Below are 21,397 nucleotides of genomic sequence, written 5' to 3' on the forward strand. Positions count from 1 at the left end.
GAGAAATGTATGGGATGGTGGCGTGAAACCATTGATATCGTAAAAGAAAATGATCCAGCGGCTCGCACTACCTTGGAAGTCTTGCTGACCTATCCGGGTGTCAAAGCCTTGGCTGCTCACCGTCTCTCTCATTTTCTCTGGAAACATGGCTTTAAGCTTTTAGCTCGTATGCACAGCCAGTTTTGGCGTTTTTGGACGCAGATAGAGATTCACCCTGGTGCTCAGATCGAATCAGGTGTCTTTATTGACCATGGAGCAGGACTTGTGATTGGGGAGACAGCTATCGTTGAAAAAGGTGTTCTTCTCTACCATGGGGTTACTCTTGGAGGGACAGGTAAGGATAGTGGCAAACGCCATCCGACTGTTCGTAAAGGGGCGCTGATTTCGGCCCACGCTCAGGTGATTGGCCCTATTGAAATTGGAGAGAAAGCCAAAGTTGGGGCGGGTGCAGTGGTTGTATCTGATGTACCTAGTGATGTGACGGTTGTCGGTATTCCGGCCAGGATCGTCCGTGTTCATGGTGAGAAAGACGAGCCAACCATTCACGAGGTAGAGGAGAAACGGAAATACTATCTAGACAAGCTAGAGCATGCCCGTGAAGCCAGCCACAGATCGTCTGGTTTGTAGAGGATAGCTATATGATTCAAGCAAGAAACAAGTTAAGCCAAGAGGAGTTATCTGAGGCGAAAAAACTAATTAACTGTTGCCAAGCCTATGACGGTACCTATCGTGATCCCTATCTCTCTAACATGCTTAATTTTGATCCAAACATGCCCGCCTTTTTCCTTTATTATGAAAAAGGCGAACTTGTTGGTTTATTAACTGTCTATGCAGATGACCAAGATGTAGAAGTGACGATACTGGTTCATCCAGATCATCGCCGTCAGGGGATTGCGCGTGCATTGTTTACTAGTTTTGAGAGAGAAACAGCTTCTTTTCCGATTCATTCAGTTACTTTTCAGACAGAGCGTGTTTTTCTAGACCGCCATCCTGATTTTGTCAGCAACTGGGGATTGGTCGAGGACGAGGATACAGAAACCTGGTTAGGTAAGGATAGAAGTCCTTATTCGTTAGAAAAGCTTTCCAATCTTGAAGTTTTGTTAGCAGATAGTTCGTATCAAGATCAAATTAGTCAGTTAAAATTTCAGGCATTTTCAGAGGAACATGAATCGAGAGAAGTTGTGGATAGATATGTCGCTGAAGCTCTGAAGGATCCAGAAAGTCGCCTATATATTTTATTAAAAGACGGTCAGGTTATTGGGACTTGTACGGTAGATTTATCGAGTCATACGAATTACCTCTATGGTTTAGCAATAGCTGAACTTGAACGTGGAAAAGGCTATGGAAGCTATTTAGCAAAATCCCTTGTCAACCAACTAATTGAGCAAAATGATAAGGAATTTCAGATTGCCGTGGAAGATAGCAACGTAGGTGCCAAGCGCTTGTATGAAAAGATTGGCTTTGTCAAACAGACACAGGTAGTTTATCTGAATGAGAAAGAGTAGAAAAATGCTATTAGAAGAATTCGAAAATGTACCTGCGGTTATCGAACCAACTGATCGAAGTATTCGTGATGGTGGAGAAGTCTGTGACACGATTATTTTATCTTTTAATGGAGAAATCGTTGAACGAGTAAAGCAGTTTGAAGATGTTTATGAAGGTGGCTATCTAACCAATCTAAATGGTAGATTTCCATGGTATATCTACGAAAAAGATGGGAGTAAGGTAGCCGTTGCTATAGCTACGATTGGAGCCCCGATGGTTGTTGGACTCTTAGAAGAACTCAAAGTAAGAGGATTTAAGAACTTTATTGTTTTGGGTTCTTGCGGAGTTCTAGATCAGTCTATTCAGGCAGATAAGATTATCCTACCAAGTTCAGCTCTACGTGATGAAGGAACTAGCTATCACTATGCCCCACCGGGTGACGAAGTAGCCTATGACGAGTCTCTGCTAATCGAGCTGGAAGCCATCTTTGACAAGCACAATATCGAGCATATCCGCACCAAGTCTTGGACGACTGATGCCTTTTATCGGGAAACGCCTGATAAGGTCAAGCGTCGCTTGGCTGCTGGAGCCAAAGTGGTGGACATGGAAGCTTCAGCTATCATGGCTTGGAGTCAATTTCGCAAGAGTAAAGTCTATCAATTCTTCTACACAGCTGACTATGTGGATCATCATAACCTAACCTGGGATGCCCGCCATGAAGAGCGGACAGCTGATGCCATGACTTTTTTCACTATCGCTTTGACAATAGCAAAGGAACTAGAAAGGTAACTACAAGAATGGCAGTATATTTTTACGGCTGTATCACCATGGATGGCTACTTGGCAGACAGCCAGCACAGGATAGACTGGCTGCATCAGCTTGGTTCTGTAGAGGATACAGGCTATGATGACTTTTACAGGCAAATGGATATCACCATCATGGGCAAGCGGACCTTTGAGGAAATCCAAGATTTGCAAGATGTAGAAAGTTTTTATCAAGCTACGGAAAACTATGTCTTTACGCATGATAGGCACCTGCCTATCAGCAATTACCAGCCAGTAGCTGGGAATGTGGTGGACTTTGTTCGCCAGATTGACAAAGGCAAAAATATCTTTGTGATTGGTGGTAATTCCTTGGTAGGACCGCTCTTAGATGCGGATCTTTTCGACCACCTCATTATTCAGATAGCACCCCTTATCCTAGGAAAGGGGGTTCCCCTCTTTACCCAAGAGAAAGGGCAGCGCTTTTACCAACTGGATAGCCTCAGACAATTTGGCCCATTTGCAGAGCTGGTTTTCAGCCGAAAAAGTCAGAAATAGAGAAGGGAGTGGACCGCATGATTAAAATTTACGACACCATGTCTCGTGATTTGCGAGAATTTGTCCCAATCGAAGAAGGAAAGGTTCGCATGTATGTCTGTGGGCCAACGGTATACAACTATATCCACGTTGGGAATGCCCGTTCGACGGTGGCTTTTGATACCATTCGTCGTTATTTCGAATACCGTGGCTACGAAGTTGCCTATATTTCCAACTTTACAGATGTAGACGATAAGATTATCAATCGTGCCAAGGAAGAAGGTATCACGCCTCTGGAGGTTGCGGACAAGTACATCGCTGCCTTTCGTGAGGATGTGACAGCCTTAGGCGTGAAACCTGCGACTCGCCATCCGCGTGTAGTAGAGTTTATGGCTGACATTATCCGCTTTGTGGAAGACTTGATTGAAAAAGGTTATGCTTACGAGAGTCAAGGGGATGTTTACTTCCGCGTGGAAAAATCTCACAACTATGCTAAGTTAGCCAATAAAACTTTGGAAGATTTGGAGCTGGGTGCTTCAGGTCGTACCGATGAAGAAACAGCTCGCAAGGAAAATCCGGTGGATTTTGCCCTTTGGAAAGCTGCAAAACCAGGCGAGATTTCTTGGGACAGTCCTTGGGGACCTGGTCGTCCGGGTTGGCATATTGAATGTTCAGTCATGTCGACAGAGATTTTGGGAGATACCATTGATATCCATGGTGGTGGAGCTGATTTGGAGTTTCCTCACCATACCAACGAAATTGCCCAGTCAGAAGCAAAAACAGGCAAGACTTTTGCTAACTACTGGATGCATAATGGCTTTGTCAATATCGACAATGTCAAGATGTCTAAGTCCTTGGGCAACTTTATAACCGTACACGATGCCCTTAAAACTCTTGAAGGGCAAGTGTTGCGTTTCTTCTTTGCCACTCAGCATTACCGTAAACCTATCAACTTTACGGAAAAAGCAGTGCGTGATGCCGAGACCAATCTTAAGTATCTAAAAAACACTTATGAGCAACCATTTTCTGGGACTGTAGATGCTCAAGAGTTACAGGCTTTTAAAGATAAGTTTGTTGCCGCTATGGATGAGGATTTCAACTCCGCAAATGGTATCACAGTTGTCTTTGAAATGGCCAAATGGATCAACTCAGGAAACTATGATGCAAGTGTTAAGGAAGCTCTTGCGGATATGTTGGAGGTCTTTGGGATTGTCTTTGTCGAGGAAGTTTTGGATGCAGAGATTGAAGCCTTGATTCAAAAACGCCAAGAAGCGCGTGCTAATCGTGACTTTGCGACAGCAGACCAAATCCGTGACCAACTGGCTGCTCAAGGGATTAAGCTCCTTGACACCAAAGATGGAGTGAGGTGGACACGTGATTGATGTCAATCTCATTAATGGAATTGCGTTAGCTTTTGAAGGAGATGCGGTTTATTCCATGTATATTCGCCGCCACCTCATCCTCAAAGGCATGACCAAGCCCAATAAACTTCACCAAGAGGCGACCAAGTATGTCTCAGCCAAGGCTCAGGCTCGCCTGATTGCCCTCATGTTGGAGGCGCAAGTCCTTACGGAAAAAGAAGAAGAAATCTATAAACGTGGGCGCAATACCAATAGCCACACAAAGGCTAAAAATGCGGATGTCGTAACTTATCGCATGTCTACAGGCTTTGAAGCGGTCATGGGTTATCTTCATCTGACTGAAAATATGGAGCGTCTAGAGACCTTGATTTCGTGGTGTATCCAAAAGGTGGAGGCGTAGAAATGCTTGCAAAAGAATTACTAGACTGGTTTCCTGAGGCTCAGATTTCAGATCAGCCAATAGAGAAACTAGGATATCTTACACTTCCTCTATCTTCTCAACAGTGGATTTTACTGGAGGAGACCAATCTCACTGAACGTGAAAAGCAGTTAATTGCCCTTTTAACCCAGCAGGAGCAGGCTAGTTCACTCAATCCTTGGTATTCCTATCTGATCGAGGGAAAGGGGCAGGCGCCTCAAACTTTTAAAAAGATACAACTGGTTTATTGCCATCTATCCTATTACCAACAGGAAAATCTAGCCTCTTGGCTGGATATGATGCAGACCCTCTTTCCTAACTGCCAGACAGTGTTGCAGGTCGGAGTTCAGGACTATGTTTTTATTCTCCAGCAAGATAAATACAGCTCTGTTCGCTCAATCTTATCCGATACGATTGAGGCAGTAGAGTATGATTTTGGTCTTCGTCTGTCTATCATGTTGGGGCAGGTCTGGTCACAGACTGGGTATCAGGCTTTGTCAGATTTAATCCAAGCAGAGCGGGACTTGTTTAAGGCATGGTGGCGTCAAGGTCATCAAGGGGTTCATACTTTTTCACAGCTCTATCTTTGGAGTCTTGGGGAAGGGCTGGTTGACCATAGATTTATCAAAGAATACCTTCGTCAGTTGATTCTGGACCAAGATCAGATTCAGGAGATCATTCTTTCTCTCTGGGAAAACAGTGCTGTCTTAACTAAAACAGCCCAGCAACTCTATCTGCATCGCAATTCTCTTCAATACAAGATTGATAAATGGGAAGAATTAACAGGGCTTCAGTTGAAGGAGTTGACGGATCTCACCTTGTGCTATCAGTTGATTTTACCAGATATTCTCTAAAGTTTTGTGCAAGTTGCACAGAACTTTTTTATTTTTTTGGTCACCTTGCCATAGAAATGTAAAGCGTTTTCATTTATAATATAACTATCAAAAAATAAAAGGAGTTCACCTTCCATGGTAGAATTAAATCTTAAAAACATTTACAAAAAATATCCAAACAGCGAACACTACTCAGTTGAAGACTTCAACTTGGACATCAAAGACAAGGAATTTATCGTTTTCGTAGGTCCTTCAGGATGTGGTAAATCAACAACTCTTCGTATGATCGCTGGTCTTGAAGACATTACAGAAGGTACTGCATCTATCGATGGCGTGGTTGTCAACGACGTAGCTCCAAAAGACCGTGACATCGCCATGGTATTCCAAAACTACGCTCTTTACCCACACATGACTGTTTATGACAACATGGCTTTCGGTTTGAAATTGCGTAAATACAGCAAAGAAGACATCGACAAACGTGTGCAAGAAGCTGCAGCAATCCTTGGCTTGAAAGAGTTCTTGGATCGTAAACCTGCTGACCTTTCTGGTGGTCAACGTCAACGTGTTGCCATGGGGCGTGCGATCGTCCGTGATGCAAAAGTGTTCTTGATGGACGAGCCTTTGTCAAACTTGGACGCCAAACTTCGTGTATCTATGCGTGCTGAAATTGCGAAGATTCACCGTCGTATCGGTGCTACAACTATCTACGTAACGCACGACCAAACAGAAGCGATGACACTTGCCGACCGTATCGTTATCATGTCAGCAACTAAGAACCCTGCTGGTACAGGTACTATCGGACGTGTAGAACAAATCGGTACTCCTCAAGAAGTTTACAAAAACCCAGTTAACAAATTTGTAGCAGGATTCATCGGAAGCCCAGCTATGAACTTCATCAACGTGAAATTGGTTGGTAGCGAAATTGTTTCTGACGGTTTCCGCTTGAAAGTTCCAGAAGGAGCTTTGAAAGTGCTTCGTGACAAAGGCTACGAAGGAAAAGACTTGATCTTCGGTATCCGCCCAGAAGATGTGAATGCAGAACCTGCTTTCCTTGAAACATTCCCAGAATCAGTTGTTAAAGCAACTATCTCTGTATCAGAATTGCTTGGTTCAGAATCTCACCTTTACTGCCAAGTTGGTAAAGATGAATTTGTTGCAAAAGTGGATGCTCGTGACTACTTGCAAACAGGTGCAACAGTTGAACTTGGATTTGACTTGAACAAAGCGCACTTCTTCGACGTAGAAACTGAGAAAACAATCTACTAAGATAAATAAATAGAATAGCAAAGCACTGCAGAGTTTCTCTTGCAGTGCTTTTTCTATTTAAATGCAGAGGCTAGGCATGAAAACAGGCTTTTCTAGTTTTATTATTCTTAAAAAAGTGATAAAATGGTAGGAAGAATTGGAGAGAATAGATGCCGAAAGAAGTGAATTTGACGGGCGATGAGGTTGTCGCTTTAACGCAAAAATATTTATCAAAAGAAGATGTTGCTTTTGTACATAAAGCCTTGGTTTACGCCGTTGAATGCCATAGTGGTCAATACCGTAAATCTGGCGAGCCCTATATTATTCATCCCATTCAGGTGGCAGGGATTTTAGCTAAACTCAAGCTAGATGCCGTGACGGTTGCCTGCGGTTTTTTGCATGACGTGGTTGAGGATACGGATGCGACACTGGATGATTTAGAGCAAGAGTTTGGTCATGATGTTCGTATCATTGTTGATGGAGTGACTAAGCTTGGTAAGGTCGAGTACAAATCAATAGAGGAGCAATTAGCAGAAAATCACCGCAAGATGCTCATGGCCATGTCTGAGGATATTCGCGTTATCTTGGTTAAACTGTCTGATCGCTTGCATAACATGAGAACGCTTAACCACCTACGAAAAGACAAGCAGGAACGGATTTCCAGAGAGACCATGGAAATCTATGCACCACTTGCTCATCGTCTGGGGATTTCTAGCGTCAAGTGGGAGTTAGAAGACTTGTCCTTCCGCTATCTCAATCCAACTGAGTTTTACAAGATTACTCACATGATGAAGGAAAAACGCAGAGAGCGAGAGGCTTTGGTCGATGAAGTCGTGACAAAGCTAGAGGAGTACACTTCCGAACGCAATCTAAAAGGGAAAATCTATGGCCGTCCCAAGCATATCTATTCGATCTATCGTAAGATGCAAGATAAGAAAAAGCGTTTCGAGGAAATCTATGACCTGATTGCCATTCGCTGTATCTTAGAGACTCATAGTGACGTCTATGCCATGTTGGGTTATGTGCATGAACTTTGGAAACCCATGCCAGGTCGCTTCAAGGACTATATCGCCAATCGTAAGGCCAATGGTTACCAGTCCATCCATACAACTGTTTATGGGCCAAAAGGGCCGATTGAATTTCAGATTCGTACTAAAGAAATGCACGAGGTGGCTGAGTACGGGGTAGCAGCTCACTGGGCTTATAAGAAAGGTATTAAAGGGCAGGTCAACAGCAAGGAATCTGCTATTGGGATGAACTGGATCAAGGAGATGATGGAGCTCCAAGACCAGGCTGATGATGCCAAGGAATTTGTGGACTCTGTTAAAGAAAACTATCTGGCGGAGGAGATTTACGTCTTTACTCCAGATGGTGCGGTTCGCTCCCTTCCGAAAGATTCAGGACCGATTGACTTTGCCTATGAAATTCATACCAAAGTCGGTGAAAAAGCGACTGGTGCCAAGGTCAATGGCCGTATGGTTCCGCTAACAACCAAGCTTAAGACAGGGGATCAGGTTGAAATTATCACCAACCCCAACTCCTTTGGACCGAGTCGTGACTGGCTAAACATGGTCAAGACCAGCAAGGCGCGCAACAAGATTCGCCAGTTCTTTAAAAATCAAGACAAGGAATTATCTGTTAACAAGGGTCGTGAGATGCTGATGGCCCAGTTCCAAGAAAACGGTTATGTGGCCAATAAGTTTATGGACAAGCGTCACATGGACGAGGTCCTTCAAAAGACTAGCTACAAGACAGAGGAAGCTCTCTATGCTGCCATTGGTTTTGGAGAAATTGGCGCTATTACCGTCTTTAACCGTTTGACAGAAAAAGAACGCCGCGAGGAAGAACGCGCTAAGGCCAAGGCGGAAGCAGAAGAGCTTGTCAAAGGTGGCGAAGTTAAGGTTGAGAACAAAGAAACCCTCAAGGTTAAGCATGAGGGTGGCGTGGTCATTGAAGGTGCTTCAGGTCTCCTAGTTCGGATTGCCAAGTGTTGCAATCCAGTGCCAGGTGACGACATTGTCGGCTACATTACTAAGGGACGCGGTGTAGCTATTCACCGTGTGGATTGTATGAATCTCCGTGCCCAAGAAAACTATGAGCAACGTCTCCTTGATGTGGAATGGGAAGATCAATTCTCAAGCAAGGAATACACTGCCCACATCGATATCTATGGTCTCAACCGTACAGGACTCTTAAATGATGTTCTGCAAGTTCTCTCCAACACAACCAAGAATATCTCAACCGTTAATGCTCAACCAACCAAGGATATGAAATTTGCTAATATCCATGTCTCATTTGGTATTTCCAACCTCTCTACACTGACCACAGTCGTGGATAAGATTAAGAGTGTGCCAGAGGTTTACTCTGTTAAACGGACTAATGGCTAATTGTCCTAGCTCTTACTAGAAAGGCTATTATGAAAATCATTATCCAACGGGTTAAAAAAGCTCAAGTCAGTATCGAAGGTCAGGTTCATGGAAAAATCAATCAGGGACTCTTATTGCTGGTCGGTGTTGGTCCAGAGGACCAAGAGGAAGATTTGGACTATGCTGTGAGAAAGCTCGTCAACATGCGGATTTTTTCAGACGCAGAAGGCAAGATGAATCTGTCTGTCAAGGATATTGAAGGGGAAATCCTTTCTATTTCCCAGTTTACCCTCTTTGCGGATACCAAGAAAGGCAATCGTCCCGCCTTTACAGGTGCAGCCAAGCCGGATATGGCAGCTGCCTTTTATGAGGCTTTCAACCAAAAGCTAGCTCAGGAAGTGCCTGTTCAGACAGGCATCTTTGGAGCGGATATGCAGGTGGAGCTGGTAAATGATGGGCCAGTTACCATCATTCTTGATACTAAAAATAGATAAGAAAACCAAGCCCAGTTGGCTTGGTTTTTGTTTATAGACACTCCCAGAAGGCGATGTGTTTGTTGTAAAAGTCGGGATAGTTTTCTCTTAGGTGGCTAGCCGTCATATAATATAAAGTAGAATGACAGGAAGTAAAGACTGGAGTAAGAGAGTAGAAATATTGAGGACCAGTGATGGTTAAAAAGATAAATAATAGAAAATCGCTGACGAGAACCCCTAAATAGTAGAAGCGAATCTTTTTATTGATTTGAGGATAAATCTCAACGAAATGATGTTTGAGTCGGTTGACCAAGCGAAATAGCAGTAGTCCTTGAGCAAGGATGAAAATGAAGCAAAAAATCAGGCCTCTCTCCAAAGAAAGTTCGTATCGGGGTCTGAAAGTTACCAACAGTAGCAAATCGCTGACTACAATGGCTGCAAAATGGATTCTAAAGAGCTTTTTCATAGGAAGACCTCCCTCTTTTATCTAGCTTCATTCTACACCAAACGAATGGAACTTACAACTAAAATAATAAAAAATCCCTGAAAGGAATTTCTTTCAAGGATAAGGGCTTAGTTGATTTTTTTGACATAGAGTTGTTTGGCGATATCCATACTAACTTGGAGGTCTTCACCTTTGTTGACCAGTGTAAAGGTATTGGAAAAATTATCAAACTGCTTGACTTTGACTTGGTCACCGATATGAATCTCATGCTTTTCTAGATATTTGAGTAGTTCAAAACTATCATGAACCCGAGTCAAGAGATAGGTTCCAGCTTCTTTGGTATCTGCTAAAGGCAGGTTGTTAATTTCAACCAAGAGCTCTCCTTTGGCTGGGATGGTTCCTCCGTGGGGGCAGGTTTTAGGGAAGCCAAGTAGTTTATCCAGTCTCTCTACGAAGAGATCGGATACAGTGTGCTCTAGGACTTCAGCTTCTTCGTGGATCTGGTCACTGGTATAGTCGAGATGGTGAACCAGAAAGACTTCAATCAATCGGTGTTTGCGATAGAGTTCGGAGACTAGTTTGAGCCCAATATCTGTCAATAGATAGCCATTCTCCTTATCCTTGAGGATGAGATTTTCACTTTTCATGCGTTTGATCATCTCTGTTACGGCAGGTGGAGAGACTTGCATACGGGCAGCAATTTCCTTATTGGTGATTTTCTGCATCTCCGTACCGATTTCATAAATACATTTTAGGTAGTCTTCTTTATTTGGCGTCATTCGTTTCCTCTTGTCTTTTCTCTCCATCTAGTATATCAAAAAAAGCTAGATTTCTCTAGCCTTCTGCCCTAATGGCTTTGATTTTAGTCCAGTTCTTTTATTGCAGCAATGGCAGCTTCAAAGTCTGGTTCCGTGTTGATGTTGTCAACGTATTCTACGTAACGGATGACATTGTCAGTATCGAGAACAAAGACGGCACGTGCAAGGAGATGCCATTCGTTGATCAAGAGGGCATAATCGCGCCCGAAAGAATGGTCAAAATAGTCTGAAAGCATGATAGCATTGTCAAGGCCTTCAGCCCCGCACCAGCGTCCTTGGGCAAATGGTAGGTCCATAGAAACGGTAAGAACGACGGTGTTGTCGAGGTTAGCTAGTTCTTGGTTGAAGCGACGTGTTTGCGTTGAGCAGACACCAGTATCGATAGAAGGGACAACACTCAAGACTTTTTTCTTTCCATCAAAGTCAGCTAGCGTTTTTTTAGAGAGATCGGTTGTTGTAAGAGAAAAGTCAAGTGCCTTGTCTCCGACTTGCAGTTGTTTACCTGTAAAAGTTACAGGATTTCCGAGAAAAGTGGTCATGAAACTACTCCATTCTTTTTTCTTTCATTTTACCGAGAATTATCAGATTTTTCCAATGATTTGACCGGAAAGTGTAAAAAAACGCCAATTCGGTGAGAATGACGTTTTTAATGGATTATTTTGACAAACCTTCAGCAATCTTGTCAAGGTTGTATTTCATCATGTTGTAGTAGCTGTCACCTTCTTTACCTTCTTCAGCGATTGAGTCAGTAAAGATTTGTGCGTAAATTGGGATATTTGTGTCTTGTGAAACAGTCTTCATTGGACGGTCATCGACACTTGATTCAACAAAGAGTGATGGAACTTTTGTTTGGCGAAGTTTTTCAACCAAGGTCTTGATTTGTTCAGGTGTTCCTTCTTCTTCTGTGTTGATTTCCCAGATGTAGGCACTTGGAACTTCGTAAGCTTTAGAGAAGTATTTGAAGCATCCTTCGCTGGTTACAATGAGTTTTTTCTCAGCAGGGATATTGTTAAATTTCTCTTTAGCTTCCTTGTCCAGTTTGTCTAGCTTTTCAGTATAGTCTTTGAGATTTTTTTCGTAGAATTCCTTGTTGCTAGGGTCTTTTGCAATCAACTGTTTAGCGATATTTTTAGCATAAATTATCCCATTTTCAAGGTTGAGCCAAGCGTGTGGGTCTTCTTTGCCTTTCTCGTTTTGACCTTCAAGGTAGATGATATCTACGCCGTCACTAACTGCATAGTAGTCTTTGTTTTCAGTTTTCTTGGCATTTTCGACCAATTTGGTAAACCAAGCATTGCCACCTGTTTCAAGGTTGATACCGTTATAGAAAATGAGGTCAGCCTCAGAAGTTTTCTTTACGTCTTCAGGAAGTGGTTCGTACTCGTGTGGGTCTTGACCAACAGGAACGATACTGTGAAGATCGATCTTATCGCCAGCGATATTTTTAGTAATATCAGCGATGATTGAGTTTGTAGCAACAACTTTTAGTTTTTGGTTTGTAGATGCTGTATCTTTTTTCCCACTAGCACAGGCAGCTAATCCAATGATAGAAAGAAAAAGAACGAGCAATGTACCTAATTTTTTCATTAGATTCCTCCAGAAGGGTTTCCCCTTATTTATTGATTTTTTTATTTTTTAGTTTCAAGTATCGTTGCTTTGGAGAGATAAAGAAACTGATTAAGAAGAAGCTGGCAGATGTGAGCACGATGCTGGATCCTGCTGCGAGATTGAAGCTATAGCCGATAAAGAGTCCCAAAACAGAAGCGGTTGCCCCTAGGGTTGATGAAAGAAAAATCATGCTCTTTAGGCTATTCGCATAAAGGTAAGCCGTCGCAGCTGGGGTGATCAACATGGCCACGATAAGAATAGTTCCAACACTTTGCATGGCGGTGACGGACACAAGGGTCAAGAGCACCATGAGCAGATAGTGGTAGAAATTGACAGGCATTCCCATGGCTTTAGCTAGGAGCTCGTCAAAGGATGTAATCAATAGTTGTTTAAAGAAAATCCCGATAATCAAGAGAATCAATGCCCCCACACCAATGGTGATCCACATGTCCGTATCTTGGACAGCGAGGATATTCCCGAAAAGGATATGGAAGAGGTCTGTCGAACTCTTGGCAACACTAATCAAGATGACACCTAAGGCTAAGAAAGATGAAAAGGTAATACCAATGGCAGTGTCACTCTTGATGATAGAGTTTCCCTTGATGTAGGTAATGATGATGGAGGCCATCAAGCCAAAGATGATGGCTCCAATAAAGAAATCAATTCCCAGGATAAAGGAAAGGGCTACGCCGGGCAAAACTGCGTGAGAGATGGCATCCCCCATGAGAGACATTCCACGTAGGATGATAAAACATCCCACAGCTCCAGCAACCACCCCGATGACTATAGCTGTTATCAAGGCGTTTTGTAGGAAATGGAAATGTTGCAATCCATCGATAAATTCTGCTAACATAGGTCACCTCCATTAAAGAAGAGTTTGCTACCATAGGCCTTCTTAAGATTGGCTTCGGTAAAGGTTTCTTTAGTCGGACCAAGGTCTATTAATTCTCGATTGAGAAGCAAAACTTGGTCGAAATAATGGGGGACTTTGCTGAGGTCATGATGGACGATGAGAACTGTTTTACCAGCTTTTTTAAGGTCTCTCAGCGTATTCATGATAATCTCTTCACTAATCGAGTCAATTCCAGCGAAAGGCTCATCTAAAAAGATGTAGTCAGCTTCCTGCACTAAGCAGCGGGCAATCAAAACACGTTGGAATTGTCCTCCAGAGAGCTGACTGATTTGGCGATCAGCATAGTCTGAGAGTCCAACGATTTCAAGTGCATCTGCCACTTTTTTCCAGTGACTGGCCTTTAAAGTGTGGAAGAGCGGGATAGATGGATAGAGTCCCAGTGAGACACATTCCTTGACCTTGATAGGGAAATTGTAGTCGATATGGATTTTTTGCTCGACATAGGCAACTCGATGTAAAGATTTCTTGACTTCTTTGTCATCGAGATAGGCCTGACCTTCGTGTGGGATAATTCCCAACATACTTTTTAATAAAGTTGATTTTCCAGCACCGTTTGGACCAATAATTCCGGTAATAGTTGGTCCTTGGAGCACTAGTGAAATATCCTTTAGTGCCAACGTTTCTTTGTAGGAGACACTTAGGTTTTTGATACGTATCATACAGTTGTTTTCCTCCTATCTTTTAATATACATTAAAAAAAAAATTAAGTCAAGTTAATTTTTGAAAAATTTAAAATAATAACTGAAAAATGAAGAAAAAAGAGAGACCATTTTTAATTGCATTCCCAAGTGTTTTTTGCTAAGCTAAGAATAAGTGAAAAAATGAAAGCGAGAACAAGATGACACGTTATCAAGACGATTTTTATGATGCTATTAATGGCGAATGGGAAAAAACAGCTGTCATTCCAGCTGACAAATCTCGAACAGGTGGTTTTATTGACCTTGACGAGGAAATTGAAGAGTTGATGCTGGCGACTACGGACAAGTGGTTGGCAGGTGAAGAGGTCCCAGAGGATACTATCCTTGCAAACTTTGTTAAGTACCATCGTATGGTATGTGATTTTGACAAGAGAGAAGCAGATGGAATCAAGCCTGTCCTTCCTCTACTTAAGGAATACCAAGACTTGGAGAGTTTCGCAGATTTCACCAGCAAACTGGCAGAATTTGAACTAGCAGGCAAGCCAAACTTCCTTCCATTTGGAGTATCACCAGACTTTATGGATGCCAGAACCAATGTTCTCTGGGCCAGTGCACCAGGAACTATCTTGCCAGATACAACTTACTATGCTGAAGACCATCCTCAGCGTGAGGAACTCTTGACTCTTTGGAAGGAAAGTACTGCGAATCTTCTCAAAGCCTATGATTTTTCAGATGAGGAAATCGCAGACTTACTAGAGAAACGATTGGAATTGGACCGTCGTATTGCGGCTGTAGTGCTTTCTAACGAAGAAAGTTCAGAATATGCCAAACTCTACCATCCATACGCTTATGAAGATTTCAAGAAATTTGCTCCTGCCCTACCTTTGGATGATTTCTTCCAAGCAGTGATTGGACAGACTCCAGACAAGGTTATCGTAGATGAGGAACGTTTCTGGCAAGCAGCAGACCAATTCTATAGTGAAGAAGCATGGCCTTTGCTTAAGGCGACTTTGATTTTGGGTGTGGTCAATCTTTCAACCAGCTATCTGACAGATGAGATTCGTGTCTTGTCAGGTGCTTATGGTCGTGCCCTTTCAGGTGTGCCAGAAGCTCAGGACAAGGTCAAGGCAGCTTATCACTTGGCCCAAGGTCCTTTCAAGCAAGCTCTTGGTCTCTGGTATGCGCATGAAAAATTCTCCCCAGAAGCTAAGGCTGACGTAGAGAAAAAAGTAGCGACTATGATTGACGTTTATAAGGAACGCTTGGCTAAGAACGACTGGCTCACACCTGAAACGCGAGACAAGGCCATTGTCAAACTCAATGTCATCAAGCCTTATATCGGTTATCCAGAGGAATTGCCAGAACGCTACAAGGACAAGGTAGTGGACGAAACTGCCAGTCTCTTTGAGAATGCCCTTGCCTTCGCGCGTGTGGAAATCAAGCACAGCTGGAGCAAGTGGAACCAACCGGTTGACTACAAGGAGTGGGGGATGCCAGCTCATATGGTCAATGCCTACTACAATCCTCAGAAGAACTTGATTGTTTTCCCAGCTGCTATTTTGCAGGCTCCATTCTATGACTTGAATCAGTCGTCTTCTGCCAACTATGGTGGTATTGGTGCTGTTATTGCTCATGAAATTTCTCATGCCTTTGACACAAATGGTGCGTCCTTTGATGAAAATGGTAGCCTCAAGGATTGGTGGACAGAGAGTGACTATGATGCCTTTAAAGAAAAAACGCAGAAAGTTATCGACCAGTTTGATGGACAAGAATCTTACGGAGCAAGAATCAACGGGAAACTAACCGTGTCTGAAAACGTTGCTGACTTGGGAGGAATTGCTGCAGCCCTTGAAGCAGCCAAGAGAGAACCAGACTTCTCAGCCGAAGAATTTTTCCACAACTTTGCTCGTATCTGGCGTATGAAAGGCCGTCCTGAGTTGATGAAACTCATGGCCAGTGTCGACGTGCACGCGCCTGCCAAACTCCGTGTCAATGTGCAAGTACCAAACTTCGATGACTTCTTTACAACATACGATGTCAAAGAAGGCGACGGCATGTGGCGTTCACCAGAGGACCGTGTGATTATTTGGTAAGACAAAAACCAAGGATTTTTTCCTTGGTTTTTTGCTTGCTAGAAAAAGGGATTAAAAGTCTTTTCGTGAGCGATAGTCGTAGCTGGACCATGCCCAGGATAGACATCGTAGTTAGGAAGAGTAAAGAGTTGCGTCTGAATGCTATGGAGGAGTTGTTCCGTGCTACCTGTAGGAAGGTCTGTCCGACCGATGGTTTCTCGGAAAAGAGCATCTCCGGTCAAGACAAGATGGGCATCAGGAAAGACCAGGGAAACGCCGCCGATAGAGTGCCCTGGGGTTGGTAGAACTGTAAAACAAAATTCCTCAAGCTGGTATTCTTCATGAAAGACAAAGGTGTGCTCTGCAGGTTTTGCGACCACGTCTGCAATATCATCATGACGAGGGAGACCAGAGAGATTATCTACAGGTGTATAAAGCCAGCTAGCTTCACTCTCTGCTACATAAACTGGGGGATTTCCAAAAGTATCACGAACCAAGTCCAGACTCATAATATGGTCGTAGTGGGTGTGGGTCAGGAGAATCGCGCAGACTGGTTTGTTGATTTTTTCGATAGTCTTGCGAATAGCTTCCCAATGGCTACCTGGGTCAACCACAATCAGGTGTTGGTCTCCCTCTATGTAGTAGGTATTTTCATAGGCAACGGGATTCACGGTTTTATGGATTTTCATACTGGCTCCAATCTCAAAGAATGTACTAAACTAAGTATAGCATAGAAGAGAGAAATAAAGTGAAAAGAAAGTCCCACTTTTGTATTCAAGGTTGGTTGATTTATGTTAAAAAAAGAAGGAAATTGCTGTGAGAAGACTTGTTATATTTTTAGTTGAATGGTAATAAGAACATAGAACAAATAAGAAATAACTGATAAAAATACAGTTTCTTTTATTGAGAACGCATTTGGATTTTATAGTTATAATTATAAATAAAATATGTTAAAAAATAACATTTGCGAAGGGTATCAAAATATAAATATAACAATTTGATACATTAAATAGTATTTTATTTATTTCCATATAATAACAAAAAACAAGGTTTACAGCTTGTAAATAAAGGGTTTGAATAGAGTTTTATGAATCAAATAATTTGAATATTATAATTTTATTTTAAATAAAATTATAAAAGTTATTGAAAAAGATATAAAAAATGTTAGTATGAATATGCATATTGAATATGAGGATATAACCCTTTTGAAATATCAAAATTTAAAAGCCTTTTTAAGGAGAGAAAGAAATTTTGTTTTTCTATATTTCAATATCGACATAATAAAAATAGGGAGGTTGTGTATCTTATGAAGAGTAAACAACAGGATTTTAGAACGGAGAAGTACATTCGTTATGGCATTCGGAAGTACAGCTTTGGGGCAGCGTCGGTGGCAATTGCGGCCGGTTTGATGATGTTCCTAGGTAATGGTGCGGTATCGGCAGCGGAAGTACAAGGTGCAGATGCAACAGTGGCAACGACAACACCAGTAGCAACAAAGGAGTCGGAGTCAACTATAACGGCGGAGAAATCTGAAGCTAAGGCGTCAGAAAAAGTAGTAGAGACTAAAAAAGTTGATAAGACTGCTCTGACTAAAAAAGTAGTTGAGTTAGAAGCGAAGATTGCATCTGCAAAGAAAGCTGATACAACAGCGATAGCTACTGCAAATGAAGTATTGACTGCGGCAAAGGCAGTTCTTGCAAACGAAACTGCAAAACAGGCTGATATCGATGCAGAGCATGCTAAAGTTGAAGCTTTGATTACAGTTGTAGTTGAGTCAGACGAAGATGGGAAACAAGTTGAGGAAACAGCAGCAACTACAGCAGTCAAACCAGTGGCGACCACTGCTACAGAAAAAGCTGTAGAAGAATCTAAAAAGGTTTTGGAACAGGTCACGTCAGAAGCGGAAGTGACAAATGTTCTTGCAGATGAAGCAGTCCGGAAAAATAAGCTTGAGGCTGAAAACAAAGCGGCAATTGAGGCGGCGATAGCTAATAATAAAGAAGTTATTGCAGAAACTAAAAAAGTCCTAGCGAATGATACCCTTACAGCTAAACAAATCAATGATCAATTGTCACGCTTAAATGATTCCATTATTGCTGTCTACAATGATTTGAAGAAAGCAGGAATCGGAAAAGATGGAAACTTTGGAGTAGCTTTGGCTGTTCAAGATTTCTATGCCGAAGAGGGTTCTAACACAACTCATGCATCAGAAACAAACGCTTCAAATCATACTGGTAAAGATACCTATACAATTCCGGTACAAGAAATTAAATTAATTACGGGTACTGATGCTACAGGGTTAGAGATTGAAGTCTATTCTAATCAACGGACTGGTGAAGATACCAATGCTGGAAATGGGATGCATACAGAACAAGGTGGAAAAACTGGTCATAACAACAAAGGACGTGTAGACTATCCATTAACTCCTGATGCCGCTAAAAAATTAGCAGAAGAAGCACCTCTTTGGAGAAACAAACTTCGTGCGGATGGGTCAAGAATTTCAAACGCTGCGACGTCAATATACTCTGCTAACGGTGGTTATGAATACCTAGCTACAGAAATTTATGGCTATGGGTATGAACAAGGAGTTGACAGAGTTTATATTAAAGGCTTGAAAGATCGTATCGCTGTTTCTGAAAATGCCAAGCAAGCTGGTTGGAGTTTAACTTCTGTAACCCCAACTAACCTTGTGCCGGGATTGACATACGATTCAGAAACAGACACAATTCAAGGAAAAGTTATAGCGGATATTGAAAATGGAGTTTATGATTTACGATTTAATATTACTGCGACCAATACAGACGGTCGTACGGTAACTTTCCAAATTCAGAATCTTCGTGCTGGTTGGGTCGGATGGCAAGATAGTACGCCTCCTAAAATAAAATCAGATTCTGAGCGTTATGATCGTATTGTTGGTGACGATGCTAATGTAAATATTCAATTCTATGATGAGTCAGGTGCAAGTGCAATACCAGCAAATAGTCGAGGAACTTATAACTATACGACGGTTGAAGGCAAAGTTGTAAGAGTACCTCAAAGATTCTCTAAATCAGTAACAGGAGTTTCGGGATATAATACTATTGGTGAAGCATTAGATGATTCCAAAGTATTAATTCCAGGAACTAAATATAGTGTTGCGAATAGTACTTCTGAAGAGCAAGCTGCTGATCGAACGAATATGGGGAGAGGAATCATTTCTGGAAAATTAACTGAAGCAGGAATTTACACAGTCTCCGTATTTGCAAAAGATTATGATAAGTTGGCTAATAATAATGTCTGGAACCAATCTGGACAAGAAGCACATGCTACCGTAACATTAGTTGTGAAACCAAAGGTTGAGGTTCAAAACGTTGAGACTTACTCAACGGTTGTACCAGTTAAAATTTCTAAAGGTACATCAAGTGCTAAGATAACAATGCCGGATGGTACTGTAACCAATCTAAAAGCAGTTAATGGCAAATGGCTCGTAGACAGTGCTTCAACCAACACAGCTGTTTCTGAAAATCAAGAATTAGGTATTGTAGATTCAGATACAGTCTTTAATATTCCTGTGACATCAGAGGCGACTGCCAAAGTTGGTGTGGACAATATTAAAATGGAAGCATCTGTTGAAAATGTGAAGGGAACTTTCTTACGTGAACAAGTTGAGTTAAATGGAACGGATGGGCAAAAACATACTGCGACTTTTAATAAGGCTACCGGACACTGGGAGTTACCTGGCGACTATGCTGAAAGTAAAATACTGAATGGTGATGGTACGACAAGATGGACTAAACGTCAAGTGTACACAGAAGCTCAACAAGACGGTAGTATGAAATTTTATATCTATGAGTACATTCGACAGCTTGATAGCACTGGGAAAGTGACAAGTGTAGAAACGCCAACTCGTCCAGAAACGATTTATGTTTCTAAGAATACTAATCAGGTAGGAGATGGAATGTCAGTAACTGTCACTTACGATAAACATTCAAATACCTGGGCGTCATCTGATGGAACTGAAGTGACTGCTACTAAGCTTGAAAATGACTCTTGGGAAGTTCATACTAAGTCAGGATTTGGTGGTATTATTAGAGGGACGATTGCAACAAATACTGATGTGGCAACTGTAGTAAATACAAAACCAACAGCAACTTCACAAGATTATACTTCAACAAAAGGTACAGCTGTTGACCTTCGTAATGAAGCAAAAGCTGCAGTAAGCATCTCAGACTCTGAAGATATTAAATATGGGAAAACTACCTATATCACTAGAATCACAGTAACATCGCCTTCAGGAGTTCAAAAAGTATTTGATACCAAACAAGATGCAAATAACTATAATATTGCTAGTGGATATAGCTTAAATGAAGTAGGAGTATATACTGTTAAGATTGATGTTATTGATAGTAATGGAAATTATACTACTGAAGCAACAATCGGTGGAACTGAGTCGGGAGTTGATCATGGAGTTGATTCATCAACCGCTACAACAACCTACCATATTACAGTAACTGATACGATTGAAGGACATAATGTGACTTCGACTGATATTCAAGGTGCTACTCAAAAAGAAACTCCAACCTTTACATCTGTTGGAGATGGATCACCAGTAAAACCAAGTGCTTCTTCGCCTGCTAAGTTAGTAGATCCAAAAACAGGTGGATTTGTTGATGCTCTAACAATTGATGGTCAGGGTACCTACTCAATTAATAATGAAACAGGTGAAGTAACTTTTGTTCCATTGAAGACATTTACTGGTACAGCTACACCTGTCACAGTTTCACTTACTGCAAAATTAGGAAAAGATGCTAATGATACGGATATTACAGCAACTGCTACAGCAACGTATACTCCAACTGTAGTACCTGTTAAACCAACTTCTACAGATGATGAGTCTGAAGGACCTAAAGGACAAACACAAAACGGTACACCAACTTTTACTGGTGGTAAAGTTGAAGTAAACGGTGTAGAGAAGACTGTTGAAATTGATGAAAATGTTAAACCAACCTTTGATGATGGCACAACTAAGAAAGTTGTTCCGGGAGAAGGAACTTATACCATTGATGAAAATGGTGTGGTAACTTTCACACCAGAAAAAGACTTTGTTGGGAAGGCTTCAGGAGTTACAGTCAAACGAGTTGATAAGAACGGAACAGAAATAACTGCAAAATACACTCCAACTGTCCGTCCAATTACTTCATTTGTAGATACTAAGGGGAATACATTAATTCCAACCGAAGACGGCGAACAACCTAAGAAAGATATTCCAGGTTACCGCTTCGTAGAGACTAAGAAACTTCCAAACGGCGACACAGAACATGTCTACGAAAAAGTGAAGACCAGTCATAAGGATAAGGAAGGCAATGAAATTCCAGGCCACCCAACCGAAGACGGTGAACAACCTAAGAAAGATATTCCAGGCTACCGCTTCGTAGAGACTAAGAA

At 41.9% G+C, this 21,397-nt stretch carries 19 protein-coding genes; 12 read left to right on the forward strand and 7 right to left on the reverse strand.

Going from position 1 to position 21,397, the window contains the following annotated elements; genetic code table 11:
• The first annotated feature begins 9 nt into the window (after positions 1–9).
• From cysE to dtd, 10 genes are all read left to right on the forward strand, one after another.
• Positions 10–627 (forward strand): serine O-acetyltransferase, encoded by a 618-nt coding sequence (cysE, locus tag MK385_RS07775; RefSeq protein ID WP_000539988.1) that lies wholly within the window; start codon positions 10–12, stop codon positions 625–627.
• A gap of 11 nt (positions 628–638) precedes the next feature.
• The gene (locus MK385_RS07780; RefSeq protein ID WP_268725743.1) at positions 639–1,505 is read left to right on the forward strand and encodes a GNAT family N-acetyltransferase; all 867 of its coding nucleotides are present in this window, start codon (positions 639–641) and stop codon (positions 1,503–1,505) included.
• Positions 1,506–1,509: 4 nt separating this feature from the next.
• The gene (locus MK385_RS07785; protein WP_268725744.1) at positions 1,510–2,274 is read left to right on the forward strand and encodes a nucleoside phosphorylase; all 765 of its coding nucleotides are present in this window, start codon (positions 1,510–1,512) and stop codon (positions 2,272–2,274) included.
• An 8-nt stretch (positions 2,275–2,282) separates the two neighbouring features.
• A complete protein-coding gene (locus MK385_RS07790) occupies positions 2,283–2,804 on the forward strand; it encodes a dihydrofolate reductase family protein (protein WP_268725745.1) in 522 nt (173 codons plus the stop codon).
• 17 nt (positions 2,805–2,821) lie between these two features.
• The gene (gene cysS / locus MK385_RS07795) at positions 2,822–4,165 is read left to right on the forward strand and encodes a cysteine--tRNA ligase (RefSeq protein WP_268725746.1); all 1,344 of its coding nucleotides are present in this window, start codon (positions 2,822–2,824) and stop codon (positions 4,163–4,165) included.
• Complete coding sequence (locus MK385_RS07800) at positions 4,158–4,544, forward strand: Mini-ribonuclease 3 (protein ID WP_268725747.1); 387 nt, start codon at positions 4,158–4,160, stop codon at positions 4,542–4,544. The genes cysS and MK385_RS07800 overlap by 8 nt, the downstream gene beginning before the upstream one ends.
• A gap of 2 nt (positions 4,545–4,546) precedes the next feature.
• On the forward strand, positions 4,547–5,416 hold the full coding sequence (locus tag MK385_RS07805) for a PucR family transcriptional regulator (RefSeq protein ID WP_268725748.1): 870 nt from the start codon (positions 4,547–4,549) through the stop codon (positions 5,414–5,416).
• A 114-nt stretch (positions 5,417–5,530) separates the two neighbouring features.
• Positions 5,531–6,661: an ABC transporter ATP-binding protein gene (locus MK385_RS07810; protein ID WP_268725749.1), complete on the forward strand. Its 1,131-nt coding sequence runs from the start codon at positions 5,531–5,533 to the stop codon at positions 6,659–6,661.
• Between the two features lie 149 nt (positions 6,662–6,810).
• Positions 6,811–9,027: a RelA/SpoT family protein gene (locus tag MK385_RS07815; protein WP_268725750.1), complete on the forward strand. Its 2,217-nt coding sequence runs from the start codon at positions 6,811–6,813 to the stop codon at positions 9,025–9,027.
• A gap of 29 nt (positions 9,028–9,056) precedes the next feature.
• Entirely contained in the window at positions 9,057–9,500 is a 444-nt protein-coding gene (gene dtd, locus MK385_RS07820; RefSeq protein ID WP_007517747.1) for a D-aminoacyl-tRNA deacylase, read from the forward strand.
• 31 nt (positions 9,501–9,531) lie between these two features.
• On the opposite strand, the gene MK385_RS07825 is transcribed toward dtd, so the two are convergent.
• From MK385_RS07825 to MK385_RS07850, 6 genes are all read right to left on the reverse strand, one after another.
• Complete coding sequence (locus MK385_RS07825; protein ID WP_268725751.1) at positions 9,532–9,945, reverse strand: hypothetical protein; 414 nt, start codon at positions 9,943–9,945, stop codon at positions 9,532–9,534.
• 107 nt (positions 9,946–10,052) lie between these two features.
• Entirely contained in the window at positions 10,053–10,703 is a 651-nt protein-coding gene (locus MK385_RS07830; RefSeq protein ID WP_268725752.1) for a metal-dependent transcriptional regulator, read from the reverse strand.
• Between the two features lie 83 nt (positions 10,704–10,786).
• Positions 10,787–11,281: a thiol peroxidase gene (tpx, locus tag MK385_RS07835; protein ID WP_268707906.1), complete on the reverse strand. Its 495-nt coding sequence runs from the start codon at positions 11,279–11,281 to the stop codon at positions 10,787–10,789.
• A gap of 115 nt (positions 11,282–11,396) precedes the next feature.
• A complete protein-coding gene (locus MK385_RS07840; RefSeq protein ID WP_000733063.1) occupies positions 11,397–12,329 on the reverse strand; it encodes a metal ABC transporter substrate-binding protein in 933 nt (310 codons plus the stop codon).
• 25 nt (positions 12,330–12,354) lie between these two features.
• Positions 12,355–13,203, reverse strand: a complete 849-nt coding sequence (locus MK385_RS07845) for a metal ABC transporter permease (protein WP_049479091.1) — start codon at positions 13,201–13,203, stop codon at positions 12,355–12,357.
• Positions 13,197–13,922: a metal ABC transporter ATP-binding protein gene (locus MK385_RS07850; protein WP_268725753.1), complete on the reverse strand. Its 726-nt coding sequence runs from the start codon at positions 13,920–13,922 to the stop codon at positions 13,197–13,199. The genes MK385_RS07845 and MK385_RS07850 overlap by 7 nt, the downstream gene beginning before the upstream one ends.
• A 179-nt stretch (positions 13,923–14,101) precedes the next feature.
• On the opposite strand from MK385_RS07850, the gene MK385_RS07855 reads away from it, so the two are divergent.
• Positions 14,102–15,994 (forward strand): M13 family metallopeptidase, encoded by a 1,893-nt coding sequence (locus MK385_RS07855; protein WP_268725754.1) that lies wholly within the window; start codon positions 14,102–14,104, stop codon positions 15,992–15,994.
• 38 nt (positions 15,995–16,032) lie between these two features.
• Here the strand turns inward: MK385_RS07855 and MK385_RS07860 are convergent, their stop codons facing one another.
• Entirely contained in the window at positions 16,033–16,662 is a 630-nt protein-coding gene (locus tag MK385_RS07860) for an MBL fold metallo-hydrolase (protein WP_268725755.1), read from the reverse strand.
• Positions 16,663–17,279: 617 nt separating this feature from the next.
• On the opposite strand from MK385_RS07860, the gene MK385_RS07865 reads away from it, so the two are divergent.
• A partial coding sequence (locus tag MK385_RS07865) for a YSIRK-type signal peptide-containing protein (protein ID WP_268725756.1) occupies positions 17,280–21,397 on the forward strand: 4,118 nt, incomplete at its 3' end.

This window comes from Streptococcus oralis, from assembly GCF_026782125.1.
Taxonomy (GTDB): Bacteria; Bacillota; Bacilli; order Lactobacillales; family Streptococcaceae; genus Streptococcus; species Streptococcus oralis_CE.

What these genes read in the sequence shown, in the direction of transcription:
- MK385_RS07790 (WP_268725745.1), top strand. Translation starts at nt 2,283, where the DNA reads ATGGCAGTATATTTTTACGGCTGTATCACCATGGATGGCTACTTGGCA.
- MK385_RS07785 (WP_268725744.1), top strand. Translation starts at nt 1,510, where the DNA reads ATGCTATTAGAAGAATTCGAAAATGTACCTGCGGTTATCGAACCAACT.
- cysE (WP_000539988.1), top strand. Translation starts at nt 10, where the DNA reads ATGGGATGGTGGCGTGAAACCATTGATATCGTAAAAGAAAATGATCCA.
- MK385_RS07850 (WP_268725753.1), bottom strand. Translation starts at nt 13,922, where the DNA reads ATGATACGTATCAAAAACCTAAGTGTCTCCTACAAAGAAACGTTGGCA.
- MK385_RS07860 (WP_268725755.1), bottom strand. Translation starts at nt 16,662, where the DNA reads ATGAAAATCCATAAAACCGTGAATCCCGTTGCCTATGAAAATACCTAC.
- MK385_RS07845 (WP_049479091.1), bottom strand. Translation starts at nt 13,203, where the DNA reads ATGTTAGCAGAATTTATCGATGGATTGCAACATTTCCATTTCCTACAA.
- dtd (WP_007517747.1), top strand. Translation starts at nt 9,057, where the DNA reads ATGAAAATCATTATCCAACGGGTTAAAAAAGCTCAAGTCAGTATCGAA.
- MK385_RS07825 (WP_268725751.1), bottom strand. Translation starts at nt 9,945, where the DNA reads ATGAAAAAGCTCTTTAGAATCCATTTTGCAGCCATTGTAGTCAGCGAT.
- MK385_RS07830 (WP_268725752.1), bottom strand. Translation starts at nt 10,703, where the DNA reads ATGACGCCAAATAAAGAAGACTACCTAAAATGTATTTATGAAATCGGT.
- MK385_RS07810 (WP_268725749.1), top strand. Translation starts at nt 5,531, where the DNA reads ATGGTAGAATTAAATCTTAAAAACATTTACAAAAAATATCCAAACAGC.
- MK385_RS07855 (WP_268725754.1), top strand. Translation starts at nt 14,102, where the DNA reads ATGACACGTTATCAAGACGATTTTTATGATGCTATTAATGGCGAATGG.
- cysS (WP_268725746.1), top strand. Translation starts at nt 2,822, where the DNA reads ATGATTAAAATTTACGACACCATGTCTCGTGATTTGCGAGAATTTGTC.
- MK385_RS07840 (WP_000733063.1), bottom strand. Translation starts at nt 12,329, where the DNA reads ATGAAAAAATTAGGTACATTGCTCGTTCTTTTTCTTTCTATCATTGGA.
- MK385_RS07780 (WP_268725743.1), top strand. Translation starts at nt 639, where the DNA reads ATGATTCAAGCAAGAAACAAGTTAAGCCAAGAGGAGTTATCTGAGGCG.
- MK385_RS07805 (WP_268725748.1), top strand. Translation starts at nt 4,547, where the DNA reads ATGCTTGCAAAAGAATTACTAGACTGGTTTCCTGAGGCTCAGATTTCA.
- MK385_RS07815 (WP_268725750.1), top strand. Translation starts at nt 6,811, where the DNA reads ATGCCGAAAGAAGTGAATTTGACGGGCGATGAGGTTGTCGCTTTAACG.
- tpx (WP_268707906.1), bottom strand. Translation starts at nt 11,281, where the DNA reads ATGACCACTTTTCTCGGAAATCCTGTAACTTTTACAGGTAAACAACTG.